The organism is Paenibacillus terricola (assembly GCF_014779765.1).
GTDB lineage: Bacteria > Bacillota > Bacilli > Paenibacillales > Paenibacillaceae > Paenibacillus_T > Paenibacillus_T terricola.
Map to the genome: position 1 here is coordinate 158389 of NZ_JACXZA010000006.1, position 15203 is coordinate 173591.

Consider the following 15203-nt stretch of genomic DNA (forward strand, 5'->3'; position numbering starts at 1 on the left):
CTTTCCTCAATAAACTACCTATCTATATCAACGCATCGGGCCGTTAACCCTTCGCGCAAATACCATGCTTGAACAGCCCCGTCAATTGCTCGGCTACCTCTTCCTTCGTAAGCGGTGCGTGCCTGCGGCTCCACTCAGCGGCAAGCGCCAGATACACCCTGATCATCATGAAAGCCGTGATCGACGGATTCACATCTCTTAGCTCGCCTTTCTCCTGCGCAGCGCGTATCTCGCGTTCGATGAAACCAATGACCGCATCCTCGAGCGTCCCAAGCCCTTCGCTTACTATCGAGGTCCCAACCTCGCGTTCTTCCTGCGTCAGTTTGACAACCAGCTCATGCGTTTCGCGGAACTGCAGAACGCCATACATCGCATCCGTCAGATTGTCGAAGAAAGAGCGGTTCTCCTCAATCCGGCCGACGACAACCGCCTTCATCTCCGACGTTAGCCGACGAATGATTTCGCCGAACAGCTCCTCCTTCGTCGCAAAAAACGTATAGATTGTTCCTTTGCCCACACCAGCAAGCTTAGCTACCAGCTCCATCGTCGTTGCCTTATAACCAAACATCGTAAACGACTTCGCCGCAGCTTCAACAATCAGCACCTTGCGGTCTACCGTTTTCTTCTCCGCCATCTGATCACCGCTCCTTTCTTCAAATCGTAATTTGTGAACTCGCAAATATATGGTTACCTTCATTCCTGTGACGGCACGTTAATGGGTATCCCGCTTTGCTTCGGTCAACCTTCCAATACCGACTGACCAGAATTCAATTTCGGTCAGTTGGTCAAACAAAATGTTACCACGATTCATCGCTGCATTCAAGTCACTTTCACTACTTTTTTATTGGCAGCTTGGCAATGCCGCTCGATCTCACTCTCACCTATGTAAGTGTACTTCTGCATCTACTTCCGCGAGCCCGTCGTTTGTCGCACACCTTAAGTGCACTTCTGCACCCTACATCCACCATCATTCCGTTCTTTTACCAACGTAAGTGCACTTCTACACCTACTAAACCAAACGTAGGTGCATTGCTGCACCTACGCCTCTCCTCCGCCACTCCCGCAGCGGCGCCCTTTAGCTAGCTATTACATCCCATAATCCCGCTTCACGATGGACAGCGTCTCTAGTCCGCGCTCAGCCCAACGTTTGAGCCTGTCCAGATCAGCTGCTTCTTCTTCCAGTGCGCGCACCAGCGACGCTTGGTAATCCGGCACCTCGCCGTGGAATGGCTCTAGATCTTGATACACGCACAGCGCCTTCTCCGTATAGCTGAGCGCCTTGCGTTCGTGGAACATCGGTACGTCTGGATCGTATGGGCAGTGCAAATTCCCCTGCTGCGGATGCTTCAGCACCGCGAGCACCTGCACGACTGCGCGTGGTCCGCCTGTCTCCCAAACCTTACCTGCGTACACACCCGTCTTATAGGTCATGCGCACCAGCTGATCTTTTTCCGGCTGATTCTGCTGCGAAAACTTCATCTTATACTCCACAACCTTTCCATATGATAATACCTCAATCGAAGCAATTCGATGATGAACGATCGCGCGCACACGATCTGAAACCTAAAATTTAGATTAAATTAATGCCTACATCTAATGCAAGCTTCAATTGTGATCTTGTGTTTACGGGCAAAAGCATCGTAATATGGTAATATGACTATCGCCGCGTGCACGTTTGCGGCTTTATTAATGATGCGGTTTAGAAAAGTGGGGGAGTCCATGCGTAAGAAAAGGGTGCTACTGCTCTCCGAAGGGTTCGGTTCAGGACATACTCAAGCCGCCTACGCGCTCGCAGTCGGCCTCCGTCTTTCGTCGCCGGCTATTCAGACGCGCGTCATTGAACTGGGGAAGTTTCTTAACCCAGTCGTTGGTCCATTAATTGTATCGGCATACAGGAAGACTGTCAGCAAACAGCCGAAGTTGGTCGGCATGATGTATAGAAGTAATTATCATAAATCGCTCAATCGGTTTACCCAGCTTGCTCTGCACCGTGTATTTTACACCCATACGTCGCAAGTTATTGATCAATTAAAGCCTGATTTGATTATTTGCACGCATCCGGTCCCGAATGCCGTTGTGTCTCGATTGAAACGACTCGGACAGGAAGATGTGCAGCTCTGCACCGTCATTACCGATTATGATGCGCATGGCACTTGGATCAGTCAGGAGGTCAATCATTACCTTGTCTCCACGCCAAAGGTAAAGCGCAAGCTGATGGAGCGCGGCGTTGAAGGAGAGCGGATCGAAGTAACCGGCATTCCGGTTCATCCGAGCTTCTGGCAGACGAATGATCGCAGCGAGGTGCTGAAGCAATTTGGCCTGCGGGACATGCCAACAGTGCTCGTTATGGGCGGCGGCTGGGGATTGATGGACGAAGACGACCAACTGCTCGATTATATGACGGAATGGCGCAATCGCGTGCAGCTGATTGTCTGCGTAGGAAGCAATGAGAAGATGAAGGAGAAGCTGCTGCAAGAGGAGCGCTTCAATCATCCGAATGTCCATATCCTCGGCTTTACCCGCGAGGTAAGCAAGCTGATGGATGTAGCCGATTTGCTCGTGACGAAGCCTGGCGGCATGACATGCACGGAAGGCTTGAGTAAAGGGCTCCCGATGTTGTTCTACAAGCCGATCCCTGGACAAGAAGAAGAGAACAGCGAATATTTTGTGCAAAATGGTTTTGCCGAAATGCTCAATACGCGCGATACGATCGATAAATGGTTTAAGCGTATTCAAGAATGCGAGGCCTTCGCAGAGTTTAGACAAGCGTTGCTGCGCAAACGCAATGAACAATATGATCCGCGAGAATGTACGGATGCCGTCCTGCGATTTATGCAGTGACGGCTGTTTTCTTTTATTGTCCGTTAGAAGTTAGGAAGTCATTGATCCGTTCGCCTAGGGCAGGAATATTTCCACTCGCTGCAGGGTATAGTTAGCCCATAGGAACGGGAGGGGTACGGATGGAAGGTAAAAGTTTAGATGGCAAAACGATCATTATTCGCCTTGAGATCGATACGCGTACGGTAGGGTTTGGCGCCGCAGCTGCAGCGCTAGAAACGGCTGGCGGCGACATTATCGCGATCGACGTCATTCAGACAGGACGCGACAAGACTGTCCGTGACTTAACGGTCAAGGTAGCCGAGACGTCTAGCATCGACCGCATTTCGAAGACGCTGTCTGCTGTTCCCGGCATTCGGCTCGTTAACGTCTCAGACCGCACCTTCCTGCTTCACCTCGGCGGCAAAATCACGATTCAACCCAAGACGCCGATCCAGAACCGCGACGACCTGTCGCGGGTATATACGCCCGAGGTCGCGCGTGTCTGTCAGGCGATTCACGCAGACCCCTCTAAGGCGTTCACGTTGACGATCAAACGCAACACCGTAGCTGTCGTCTCTGATGGAAGCGCAGTGCTTGGTCTAGGTAACATAGGCCCTTATGCAGCCATGCCTGTTATGGAGGGCAAAGCGATGCTGTTCAAACAGTTCGCGGACGTCGACGCGTTCCCGATTTGTCTGGATACGCAAGATACAGAAGCCATCATTACAGCTGTCCGCAATATAGCCCCTGCCTTCGGCGGTATTAACCTTGAAGATATCTCTGCCCCACGCTGCTTCGAGATCGAACAGCGGCTGCGGGATGAGCTTGATATACCGGTCTTTCATGATGATCAACATGGAACAGCAGTCGTGCTGTACGCTGGACTGCTTAATGCATTGAAGCTGTCAGGACGTACGCTCGCTTCGTCCCGTATCGTTGTATGCGGCATCGGCGCGGCAGGCACAGCCTGCACCAAGATGTTGTTGGCAGGCGGTGCTACAAACATCATCGGTGTCGACCGCAGCGGCATTCTGAATGCGAACAATACGTACGATAATCCGACCTGGCAGTGGTATGCCGAGCATACGAACCCACAGCGCGTATCCGGCGGTCTCGCAGAAGCTGTAGCAGGTGCGGATGTGTTCATCGGCGTGTCAGCCGGCGGTATCCTCACCCGCGAGCATGTGCTAACGATGGCGCCTGATCCTGTCGTCTTCGCGATGGCGAACCCCGAGCCTGAGATACGTCCAGAGAAGGTTGAGGACATCGTCAGCGTCTTCGCAACGGGTCGTTCGGATTACCCGAACCAGATTAACAACGTCCTGTGCTTCCCGGGTATATTCCGCGGGGCGCTCGAATGCCGTGCATCCACTATTAATGAGGAAATGAAGCTGGCTGCAGCCGAAGCCATCGCTTCCGTCATTAGCGACGATGAGCTCAGCCGCATGTACATCATCCCGAGCGTGTTCAACGCGCGCGTCGTCGAAGAAGTCCGCCGCCGCGTCATCGACGCCGCGAGGCGCTCCGGCGTTGCTCGCCGCCAGCGGGAGTAATAATAACGGACCGTGCATCATGTGCCATTGCATTTTGTGCAACGGAATAGCCTATAACTATGCGCCCTTTGCACACCAATTTCGTACAATAGAATTTGCCCCTCGCTAACCTTTCTAGCCCCATATAAGCCTAAAGCCGAGTAATCCATTGCACATTATGCAACGGACTGCTCGGCTTTCGACTTTTTCTACTGTTTCTGTTGCACATTCTGCAATGCGCACCGATATCCTACATCTGCTCCTATCGCCATTCTCTAATCTATACCTCCTACTCCCTCACTCTCTCGTTCGCTCCTACCGAACGCAATACGACCATACCTCTTCCGCTATTATTTGGAGGATTATGGACGATGAAGTCGAATAATCTTCATCAGCCTATAGATAGCGAGTAATAAGAAATCTCTTGCAAGTACATAAACAACTGAATGGATGATGACAATGCCTTTTGATATTGACAGTAAATTTGTAATAGCGGTCGCCTCCAGCGCTCTATTTGATCTTACAGAATCCGACCGTGTGTTTAGAGATAATGGAGAAGAAGCTTATCGCATCTATCAAAGGGCACAAGAAAACGAAATTCTGGCACCAGGCGTTGCATTTCCACTTATTAAAAGATTGCTGAAGATTAATACACCCGAGGACCAGCTTGTTGAGGTCATTCTATTATCAAGGAATGATCCCGATACGGGATTAAGAGTGTTTAAGTCAATCGAACATTACGAGCTAGGAATTAGTCGTGCCGCATTCGTCACTGGAAATAACCCGTTTAAATACATGGATTCCTTTAATGCTTGTTTGTTTTTATCTGGTAACCCCAAGGATGTTAAGGAAGCAGTGGAGCATGGTTATCCGGCAGGATGTATTTATCCTTCTGATTATATTGATGACAATGAGGATAATGAAATTCGTTTAGCGTTTGACTTCGATGGGATCATAGCTGATGATTCAGCCGAGTCCATTTTTCAGAACGGAGCTCTAGAAAAGTTTCATTACCATGAGAAGGAATTAGCTAGTCAGCCGCTCCCGGCAGGGCCATTAATGCGATTCTTTACAGAAATTTCTAAGCTACAACAAAGAGAAATTCAAAAAAATCAATCTGATCCCGATTATAAATCAAGGATCAGATTGGCAATTGCAACCGCTAGAAATGCGCCAGCTCATGAAAGAGTGATAACTACTCTTAGACAGTTTGATATTAGAGTCGATGAGGCTTTTTTTCTTGGTGGAATTGAGAAAATCAGAGTGCTAAGCGTTTTTAGACCGCATATTTTCTTTGACGATCAAGTTGGCCATATCGAAGGCGTGGCAAGAACTTCCCCTTCCGTCCATGTCCCCTTCGGAGTTGTAAATAAGTGATGCGAGAATTACAAGCAACGAAGGAAATCGTATAACACCATCTACGTAAATGAATTCGACTCGACCACCGTTAATCCGGCAAGCAGCTCGAGCCAATCCACCCTACTGGGCGTTTCACTCCTGGCCGCATGCGAGCCTTTAGCAAATCATCCTAATCCCACGGAGCTGGAGCTGAAGCCATGGACATCATCGTTAGAAGAGCGCAAAAAGAAGACGCTAGAGACTTATCAGAATTGTTTGTCGCATTCATCGGAACTGAATCCAATATTGAGAAGGTTCAAGAACAATTAGATCTTATCAATGAGCAGTCAAACTATTGGGTCGCGGTAGCTTGCATCGACGAGAAGGTAATTGGAACTGCCATGGGCATTGTTTGTCCGGATATAGTTGGTGAATGCCTGCCTTACTTGCTTGTAGAGAATGTTGTTGTTTCACCGTTGCATCAAGGACAAGGAATTGGCACGAAACTTATGAATGCGCTTGAGGAATTTGCTAAGAAAAATCAGTGCGCTTATGTCATCTTGGCTTCAAGCGAAACGCGTGAACAAGCCCATAGGTTTTATGAATCTATCGGATACCAGGGTAATAAGCGTGGATTTGTTAAACGACTCTAGATTTCAACCGAATCTTCGGTGGGCATGGTTTCCCTTCAAAAGGAGCTGAACTACCAACAACAAGAGAAAGTAAAAACCCACCCCAAGGTTGACCGCCAAAGGTGGGTTTTAATCTCCATGCAACTTAGAAAGGATTAGCCCGTCCAAGCCAATTGTTGAGCCGAGTGTTTGCCGCACTCGGCTTCTTTACTTGTACGATAGCACAGTTGGAATAAGAAGTGAACGGGCAAAGCCCTTAATTGGAACCGAACCCGATTAGCTTAGCCGTGGCGTTGCCCTATCCGGTTTCTAACCCAAGAAAGCATCAGGAAGTGTATCCACGTAATGACCGGCAGAGCGATGATAAGCGTATATCGACTCGCATGGTCAATCCCAAACACCCTCATCTGCTCATCTGTCCTCAGCAGCAGCCACGCCGACGATCCAAGGATGACCGAATTGAGCACCAGCGCTGCCGCCATGCCTAACCACTGATCCCTAGTACTCTTCATAACCCGAATCGATACATATGCCGACAGGAGGAACGTGCAGGCGATTATCGCGTAATTCATTCACTCCACCCTTTCGATGAGTTTCACCTATGTGGACGAGTGCTGTAAGGTAAAGGTTTCTTATTTATGTAACCGAATATAGCCAGTATTAAACCTACGTTCATGCGATAACCGCTGAGCTACCCCACTACCGCTTTCACAATGAAGACGATGACAGCAAGCGTGATTGGCACAAGCCAACCCCATCTCGCAGCCAATCGACTCTTCCCTGCTGCAGCATCCTCTCGGCTCCCATTCAGCCATTCTATGCGTCCTCGAGCTTCATCCGTTCTCGCGGTTCCCGAGCCACTCTGTTCCCTCGACCTTGCCATCATCCCTTCCATCCGCTTCAGGATGAGCCAGCACACATAGATTGCCGGCAGCGATGCGACGCCAACCAGCAGCAGCATCGGCACATTCACGCTTCCGCCCGAAGAAACACCTTGTACGAGATCTCCGCCTCGAGCGTAAGAACCTAACACGTAAGTTAAGTTCGTCGCCATATGGATAGCCAGACCAGGCAGTATCGAGCCAGATCGCTGGACGATTAGTGCCGATACAAGCGCCGATGCGAATAGCTCGATCAGACGGTATGGATTGTCGTGGAACAACGCAAACATTGCTGAACTCATGACAATACCAAACAGTGCGCCCCGCTGCTCGAAGCCCGACAGCAACACACCGCGGAACAGCAGCTCCTCACATAGTGGCGGAATAATACCAATGCATAACAAGAGCAGCAGCAATGTGCCTACATTATCCGCGATCGGATAATCTGATGGCTTATATGCATCTCCGAACAACGTCAACGCAGCTTCAGTCAACTGATGCAAGAACAACATCGGTACTTGACTGACCGCATACAGTAACAAGCCTAAGCCAACCACGGACCACGGCACGGTATGCAGCCGCAGCGTCTGCTTCAGCGACACCCCTCTCGAGCGGGTCCAAATGACGCCCGGCAGTAAAAAGAACAATACATTACCGATCAGCACCTGAATAAGGAATAGGCCAAGCGAGTATTCTCCGTCCACATTCCGTGAAGAGAATGACGCAGAGAAAATCACACCTGCCGTATAAGAAACGAGAAAAATCCAACCTGCCGCCGCCGCACTCAAACGCTTACCCACCATCATTGGACCCACCTCAGGCTAACATTTTATACCACAACATTCCTTTCTCATGGTAGTCGCCATTAACAGCGAGTTCAATAGCGCAAACAGCCGATTACCGTTAAGTTTCGCTAAAGAAAAACAACCCGCTATACGCGGGCTGCTTCAATCCTTCAACCATATGCCATTAACCCTTCACCGCGCCTGCGACCATGCCCTTCATGATATTCTTCTGCATGATGAGGAAGAAGATGACCGGAGGCAACGTCGTTAGAACAACGGCTGCGAGCGCAAACTGCCATTCGCTTTTATACTGACCGAAGAACTGGTATGCCGCCAACTGCAGCGTCGCTTGATTGCCATTGAGCATAATGAGCGGCAGCAGGAAGTCGTTCCAGATCCACATGACGTTCAAAATAACGACAGTGGCTGTTACCGGCTTCATGATCGGGAAAATAATGCTGAAGAACGTCCGGTACGGCGAGCAGCCGTCGATCGTCGCGGACTCTTCGAGCTCGAACGGAATCGACTTGATGAAGCCGTGGAACAGGAAGACCGCGAGCGGGCAGCCAAGGCCCCAATAGATGAAGGTCAGGCCCGGCAGCGAGTTCATCAGATGCAGGTTCTTCGACAGCTTGATGAGCGTAATCATGAACGACTGGAACGGCAGCATCATCGGCGCGATGCAGACGAAGAACAGCAGCGTGCTCAGCCAGCTTTTGGTCCGAACGAGCTTGTACGCCGCCATCGAACCGAACAGGACGATACCTGCAATACTGACCACCGTGACGAACAACGTGTTGCCGAACAGCTTCGGATAGTCCATCAGCTGCCATACTTGCTTATAGTTCTCGAATTCCCATGCCTTCGGTAATGCGATTACGTCCGTCATAACTTCCGCATAAGGCTTCAAGCTGTTAATGACAACGAGCAAGAACGGGTAGACGAACAAACAAGCGATGACCAACAGCACAATTTCGACGATTATAAGGTTTCTCCGTTTGCGTGTCATTAGGCTTCCACTTCCTTGCTTTTGAAGAACTTCACTTGCACGACCGTAATGATCAGAACGATAAGTACAAATACAATTGACTTGGCCGTAGCATAGCCATAACGGTTGTTAACGAATGCTTCCGTGTAGATGTCGAGCGACAAGCTGCGCGTCGAATCGCCAGGTCCGCCGAACGTAAGCGTGTAGATGATATCGAATACTTTGAGCGAGTTCGCGAGCGACATGAACATCGCTACCGTGAACGAAGGCATGAGCAGCGGCAGCGTAATCGCGAAGAACTTGCGGAAGCCGCGTGCGCCATCCAGCTCAGCTGCTTCATTAATGTCGTCCGGAATGGACGATAGGCCCGTGATATAGATCATCATGTAGAAGCCGACAGCCTGCCATACGCTAACCATCAATACCGAGCTGAACGCAAGCTTGATACTGCCGAGCCAACTCCACTCTAGGAAGCCCCAGCCCGTCGCTTCATACAGCGAGGTCGTGCCGAGCGAGAAAATAAACTTCCAAACAAAGCCGATAACGACAAGGCTGACGATGTTCGGCACGAAGAATACGGCGCGAAGAACGTTCGCGGTCTTAAGTGCTTTGGACAATCCAAGTGCCAGAAGAATGGCAGCAACGTTCGTAGCAATGACATTGAAGAACGTATATTTGAACGTGAACCACAGCGACGGGAAGAACGTGCTATCGTCTGTGAACAGCTCGCGGAAATTTCGTAGTCCAGTAAACGTAATATGTTTCGAGATACCATTCCATTTGGTCATCGAATAATAAATGCTCATCAAGAACGGAAGCTCCGCCGCGATGAAGATGAGCAGAACCGCAGGTCCTGCGAATACGAGAAGCTCGAGCAGTCGCTTGCGCGATTTGGAACCTACCATGGTGAATCAACTCCTTCAAGGGAAAAATCAAACGACAAAGCCGGAAGGTTCAGCTTGCGCTTATCGCTTCCGGCTCCGGCATCAACAGTTGCTTAAATGCTGCTTAGTTGCTCTTATTGCTTAGCGTCTACGAGCTTGTTCCAAGTCTTGTCAAGCTCCGCCTTCGCACCGTCGCGGTCGAGTGCGCCTGCGAGGTATTTCTGCAGAATTTGACCCGCTTGCTGCTCGTAGCCGTCTGGCCAGTAGCCTTTCACCCAAGGGTACGTAACGCCGTTCTTGAGGAACTCGTTCGTCTCGTTCGCCAGCTGCGCTTCCGGGAATGGAGCGCCTGCAACCGTCGAGATCTGCTTCGTGCCGACCGGGATGAAGTTTTTGCCCGCTTCGGACGTCGTCATCCAATCGAAGAACTTAAGCACTTCCTGAAGGTTCTTCGAATCTTTATTCGCACGGTACGTGATGTTGGAGTCTACCATCAGACCGGCTTTAGCTGGATCTGTACCAACTGGACCTGCGAGGAAGCCCATCTTGATGTTCGGGTTCAGCTTGAGTACTGCGTCCTCTGCCCAAGTACCTTGGTGCATCATAGCTGCCTTGCCTTGCGCGAACAGCGATACTTGCGTATTGAAGTCCGTTTCAAGCGGCTTCGCATTGCCGTATTTGGTCGTAATATCGAGCAGGTCGAAGATGTTCATTGCATCTGGGATGTCGCTGACTTTCTTCTTCTTGTCGTTGATGTCCGCGAACAGCTGCTGATAGTCGCCGCCAACCGGTGCCATCGTCTGCGTGAACGTCTGCTCAAGCACCCACCATTCCTTGTAGCCGTTAGCAAATGCGGTAATGCCTTTGTCCTTCAGCTTCTGCGCTGCGGCATCAAGCTCGGAGAGCGTCTTCGGCAGTTCCGTGATGCCCGCTTGAGCGAACAAGTCTTTGTTGTAGATGAACGAGTGCGCTTGCAGCACGAGCGGGAAGCCAAGCACTTTACCGTCGAGCGTTACGCCTGTCTTCGCTGTATCGACGATATTTTTCATAAACGGCTCATTCGTCATATCGTAGGAGTAGTCTTGATAAGTGCTGATATCGTTATAAGCGCCCGTCATGAAAATGTCCGGTACATCGCCCGAGTTAATGCGCGTCTTCAGAAGCGTGAAGTAGTCGTCTTGGTGAATCGTAATATCGAATTTCACATTCGGATGTTCTTTGGTGTATGCATCTGTCATCGCGTGAAGCGCATCCGACATCTCTGGAGCGTATTGCAGAATGCTAATCGTTACGTCTTTGTTTCCATCGCCTGCTGCCTCATCTTTATTCGACGATCCGCATGCCGACAACAGACCAACTGTAAGTGTAGCAGCCAGTGCCAACGAACCGAAACGTTTGAATCTGCTCATTAGAAGAAGCCCCCTTCTGTATGTGCATCGCATCTGTAATGTGCGCTGCCGATGTACTAATTAAAACAAATGATGAGGATGTCCGAAATGCACAGAAGTGCACGAATAGGGGTAAAAAAGTGACAGTACGCAAGTAATGGCATGCCAAAAATCCCGTTTGCACCACACAAACGGGGGTTAACGGGTGATTGCGGAAATGTTGGGAAATACCGAAAGCTTAGACTGTCCGCTCGGTATGATTGCACTATAATCGTTAACGGTGTCCCCCAGCATTCTCATGAATTCAGCTTCTGCTCGCGATACTCGTTTGGCGATAGTCCGACATGCTTCTTGAACGCCTTGCGGAAGTAGTTCACATCCTCGAAGCCGACCTGCTCGCCAACCGATTGAATACGAACGTCCGGGTCCGCAAGCAGACGCTTCGCCTGCTCCATTCGCACCTTCGTCGTATATTCGTGTATGCCGAAGCCGTACTTCCCCTTGAACACGCGGAGCAAATGCTCCTTGCTTACAAAATACTGCCGCGTGAACGTTGCAATGGACAGATCCTCGGCGTAATGCGCATCGATGTAGGCTTTGATTTTGTCCGGGCTCAGCTTGTCATCAGGCTTCCCGCGCTCGGCCAAACGATCAAATAATGTGCGGAACCAATTCATCGTAATCTCATGGAGAGCAGCGCAGGTAAACACCCTGCCCGTTAGGACGCTATCGAAGCTCATCAGTATCGACTGCCGTTCCTCCCTTGATACCGAGAACCGGTCGATCGCGCCTTCCGCAAGCATTCGCAGCTCAATGATGGACATTCGCACTCTCTCGATCGGAAAATCAGCCGCCGCGAGAACCATCTGCCAATATTCCTCCAACTGCTGCTCTGCGTAACGAAAGCCCGATGACTCCAGCGCCTGGAGGAACGGTTCCTTGCGAGTCAACAGTGAAATAGCGGCTGCAATCTGCACGGAAGTTTCCCTCCGCGCGTCTTCTCCCGCGTCGCGCCCCAGCTGTTCGTTATAAACCAGCTGCTCCTCCTTGCCCGCGCGCTGCAGCAGATTCACCTGTTCAAGCTGCTGGCTCGCATCCTCATAACCGGCATTCAACGCATCCAGCCGATAGATGCCCTCGCTTACTGCCGCTGCGCAGACGGTATCGAACATTCCGCCAAGCTTGTGCAATGCCGCAAGAAACTGGCGAATAACTGCCGTCCGCTGCTCATTCCCCGCTCCTTCCGCCATCGGAAGCACGACGACGATCTCCTGTGCTCCCTTCGCTCGCTTGAAGCTGAATGCATCTTCGCCGCACAACTCATTCATCCCATTCGTGAATGCATAATAGAAGGACGCCGCGTCTCCCTTGAACCGCCTCTGACATACGTCATCCAGATTAAGAACGAGCACCGCGCCGAGCATAGCCGTCGTCCTCTCCGCATCCAAGTGCAGCAGATGCTCCAGCTCCTCCATCTGATGATAACGTCCGCTGTTATCCATCAGATCGGCGAACAGCTTCTCTTTAAGAAGCGGAGCGGAGATGTTGTACAAAATGCCGCTCGCAATATTCTTGCGATTCGCATTGGCATCTGCCTGCAGCTCTTGAACCGCCCGCTCGATAACGCCATTAAGCTCCTGACGCTTGATGGGCTTCAACAAATAATCGAGCGCCCCAGCCTTAATCGCCTGTTTCGTATACTGAAAATCATCGAAGCCGCTCACGACGACATACTTCGCATCGGGATGCAGACGCACCGCTTCTCCAAGAAATTCAGTGCCCATCATACGCGGCATTTTCATATCGACCATGACGATGTCCGGCTTGTGCATCACCAACATGTCGAGTCCTTGCCGTCCATCGGAAGCTTCCAATATCGTGTCTATGCCGTGCGACTCCCATTGGCCCAGTACGCGCAGCGCCTGAATGGCGGGTTGCTCATCGTCAATTAGCAGCGCTTTATACATTCGTTTCGTTCTCCTCCTCCGTCAGCGGCAGCCGAACCGCGACGCTCGTCCACTCGCCTTGTCGGCTGTCGATCAGCAGCTGCGCTTCTTCCCCATACATAAGCCGAATGCGCGTATAAACATTATTCAAGCCAATGCCTTCGCCGTATTCCGCTAGGTTCTCGCGCGCGAGACGTTCTCGCACCTGCATTAGCCGTTCCGGCGTAATGCCGGGCCCATTGTCGTGCACAGCGAACGTTAAGAAATGACCGATAACCGCAGCTTCGATCCGAATGGTTGCGGGCTCAGACATTTGCTCGAGGCCGTGTTTGATCGCATTTTCCACCAAGATCTGAAGCGACATCTTCGGAATCTCGCTGCGGCCGATGCCGGATGCGATCTCGTACTCTACATTCAACCGCTCTCCGAATCGCGCCTTCTGAATCATCAAGTAGTTCTCGACGTGAGCGAGCTCGTCCTCCAGCTTGACGATATCAGCCTCCTTGATCCCGTAGCGAAGTGCCGCAGCGAGCGCCTCCACCATATCATAGATGTCCATATTGTTGCCCATAATCGCTTTCGTCGATATGGCTTGCAGCGCATTATATAGAAAATGCGGGTTGATCTGCGCCTCCAACGCTTTCAGCTGGGCGTTGCGCTCATTAAGACGCGACTCGTATTTCTCGCGAATCAGCTCGTCAATTCGGAGCACCATTTGGTTGTATTTGCGCGACAGACCCGCAATCTCATCATTGCCGGCAACCTCGGGAATGACATTGAAATTGCCGTCCCCGAGCCGCCCAATGCGAATGGACAGCTGCTTCAACCGTCCGGTGATTGCATTCGCGACGATCGACACGATGATGAGGAACACGATGAACAAGCCGATGCCGAGCATCAGGTTGAAGGTTCGAACCTTGGCCGCATCTTTCTTCAGCACGCTCTGCGGGGTTAGCGTAGCAAGCGTCCAGCCCGTTCTCGGCAATGTATTGGACAGCAGAAGCGTCTGAACGCCGCTAATAGGAAGGCTCTGCTGAACGGATTGTTCGGACGGATTCGCCTCCAAATCCAGCTTCTCTCTCTGCAGGGAGGCTGCTGCAACGGCTTCCAGCTGTCGCTGCGACCAGGTTCCCCATAGCGCGAGCGAAGCGCCTTCTTCATTGAACAGCCCTGCGATGGCCTCGCTGTCTTCGCTGAGCTCCGAGGCGATTTTGTCCAGCTCCGAACGGTTCAGCGTAATAGATACCGATGCGATCGGCTTGCGGTCGGCGATGTTAATGATCATGCGATGATAGACGAGAAAAGGTCGATCGCCATGGCTCGTCAGTTCCCCCGTTACTCCTCCCGGTTCAATGCTTAGAAATCGCGGACCGGACGCTGCCTTCTGATACCATGGTTCATGCGAGATCGATGGATTCTCTTCTACTTTAATGTTAACGAAGGATCGCGAGGCAACGTAGTTCAACCCGTTGATCGGCGTATAGATCGATAACGTCTCGATATCATTGCGCGAGTAGAACAGATTGCGCAGCTCATTCTGTATGTACATTCGCTCGGTATAGCTGTCTCCGTAAAGGGCGTTCATGAACTGTTCGTCCTTTCGCGGGGATAAGGACAGCTCGTCGATCTGCGCCGCATAGCTCGAGATGTTCTCGTGGATCAGCTTGACGATCTGCCTGTGGCTGTCTATGTATTGCTGCCTCAGCGTCTGCGTCGATTGGCGGTAAGAAATAAGCGTAGGAATGAGTACGATGAACAATACGATCCACGAGAATACGAAAATAAGCCGATTGCGCAGCTTCGCCGGCCGATCCCACAGCCGCTTAAGTAGTGCTTGCATAGTGATGCTCCTTTCGCGAACTCAGCGGCATCGTTGTATATGATGTACGTAATTTACCAACTGCACCCTGCAGCTATACGGGATGTGTTTGAACCTCTTATTGCTGCCCCTAATTCGATGCGCGTCTACGAGAACTCGGTTGGCCGAGGTCCATTTTACACGAAAACCT

13 protein-coding genes are annotated in these 15203 nt (G+C 51.1%); 4 read left to right on the forward strand and 9 right to left on the reverse strand.

Annotation, left to right across the window (positions count from 1 at the left end):
* Window positions 1-43: 43 nt before the first annotated feature.
* Together H8B09_RS22475 and kapB are read right to left on the reverse strand one after the other, a co-directional pair.
* The gene (locus tag H8B09_RS22475; protein ID WP_191205829.1) at window positions 44-634 is read right to left on the reverse strand and encodes a TetR/AcrR family transcriptional regulator; all 591 of its coding nucleotides are present in this window, start codon (window positions 632-634) and stop codon (window positions 44-46) included.
* A 452-nt stretch (window positions 635-1086) separates the two neighbouring features.
* Window positions 1087-1479: a sporulation phosphorelay system protein KapB gene (kapB, locus tag H8B09_RS22480; RefSeq protein WP_191205830.1), complete on the reverse strand. Its 393-nt coding sequence runs from the start codon at window positions 1477-1479 to the stop codon at window positions 1087-1089.
* A 240-nt stretch (window positions 1480-1719) separates the two neighbouring features.
* Here kapB and H8B09_RS22485 point away from each other — a divergent pair, with 240 nt between their 5' ends.
* The 4 genes from H8B09_RS22485 to H8B09_RS22500 all read left to right on the forward strand — a co-directional run bounded on the left by H8B09_RS22485 (window position 1720) and on the right by H8B09_RS22500 (window position 6343).
* The gene (locus H8B09_RS22485; RefSeq protein ID WP_191205831.1) at window positions 1720-2841 is read left to right on the forward strand and encodes an MGDG synthase family glycosyltransferase; all 1122 of its coding nucleotides are present in this window, start codon (window positions 1720-1722) and stop codon (window positions 2839-2841) included.
* A 119-nt stretch (window positions 2842-2960) separates the two neighbouring features.
* Window positions 2961-4373, forward strand: coding sequence for an NAD-dependent malic enzyme (locus tag H8B09_RS22490; RefSeq protein WP_191205832.1), 1413 nt, complete (start codon window positions 2961-2963; stop codon window positions 4371-4373).
* A 438-nt stretch (window positions 4374-4811) separates the two neighbouring features.
* Window positions 4812-5729, forward strand: a complete 918-nt coding sequence (locus tag H8B09_RS22495; protein ID WP_191205833.1) for a 5'-nucleotidase — start codon at window positions 4812-4814, stop codon at window positions 5727-5729.
* 179 nt (window positions 5730-5908) lie between these two features.
* Window positions 5909-6343, forward strand: coding sequence for a GNAT family N-acetyltransferase (locus tag H8B09_RS22500; protein ID WP_191205834.1), 435 nt, complete (start codon window positions 5909-5911; stop codon window positions 6341-6343).
* A gap of 260 nt (window positions 6344-6603) precedes the next feature.
* On the opposite strand, the gene H8B09_RS22505 is transcribed toward H8B09_RS22500, so the two are convergent.
* The 7 genes from H8B09_RS22505 to H8B09_RS22535 all read right to left on the reverse strand — a co-directional run bounded on the left by H8B09_RS22505 (window position 6604) and on the right by H8B09_RS22535 (window position 15034).
* On the reverse strand, window positions 6604-6894 hold the full coding sequence (locus tag H8B09_RS22505) for a hypothetical protein (RefSeq protein WP_191205835.1): 291 nt from the start codon (window positions 6892-6894) through the stop codon (window positions 6604-6606).
* A gap of 119 nt (window positions 6895-7013) precedes the next feature.
* Window positions 7014-8009 (reverse strand): type II CAAX endopeptidase family protein, encoded by a 996-nt coding sequence (locus H8B09_RS22510; RefSeq protein ID WP_224753894.1) that lies wholly within the window; start codon window positions 8007-8009, stop codon window positions 7014-7016.
* Between the two features lie 163 nt (window positions 8010-8172).
* Window positions 8173-8997: a carbohydrate ABC transporter permease gene (locus tag H8B09_RS22515; protein WP_191205837.1), complete on the reverse strand. Its 825-nt coding sequence runs from the start codon at window positions 8995-8997 to the stop codon at window positions 8173-8175.
* Window positions 8997-9881 (reverse strand): carbohydrate ABC transporter permease, encoded by an 885-nt coding sequence (locus H8B09_RS22520; protein ID WP_191205838.1) that lies wholly within the window; start codon window positions 9879-9881, stop codon window positions 8997-8999. The genes H8B09_RS22515 and H8B09_RS22520 overlap by 1 nt, the downstream gene beginning before the upstream one ends.
* A gap of 113 nt (window positions 9882-9994) precedes the next feature.
* Complete coding sequence (locus tag H8B09_RS22525) at window positions 9995-11269, reverse strand: ABC transporter substrate-binding protein (protein ID WP_191205839.1); 1275 nt, start codon at window positions 11267-11269, stop codon at window positions 9995-9997.
* 275 nt (window positions 11270-11544) lie between these two features.
* Complete coding sequence (locus H8B09_RS22530) at window positions 11545-13215, reverse strand: response regulator transcription factor (RefSeq protein WP_191205840.1); 1671 nt, start codon at window positions 13213-13215, stop codon at window positions 11545-11547.
* Window positions 13208-15034 carry a sensor histidine kinase gene (locus H8B09_RS22535; protein WP_191205841.1) on the reverse strand — a complete coding sequence of 609 codons (1827 nt, stop codon included), beginning with the start codon at window positions 15032-15034 and terminating at the stop codon, window positions 13208-13210. Before H8B09_RS22535 ends, H8B09_RS22530 begins: the two co-directional genes overlap by 8 nt.
* Between the last annotated feature and the right edge of the window lie 169 nt (window positions 15035-15203).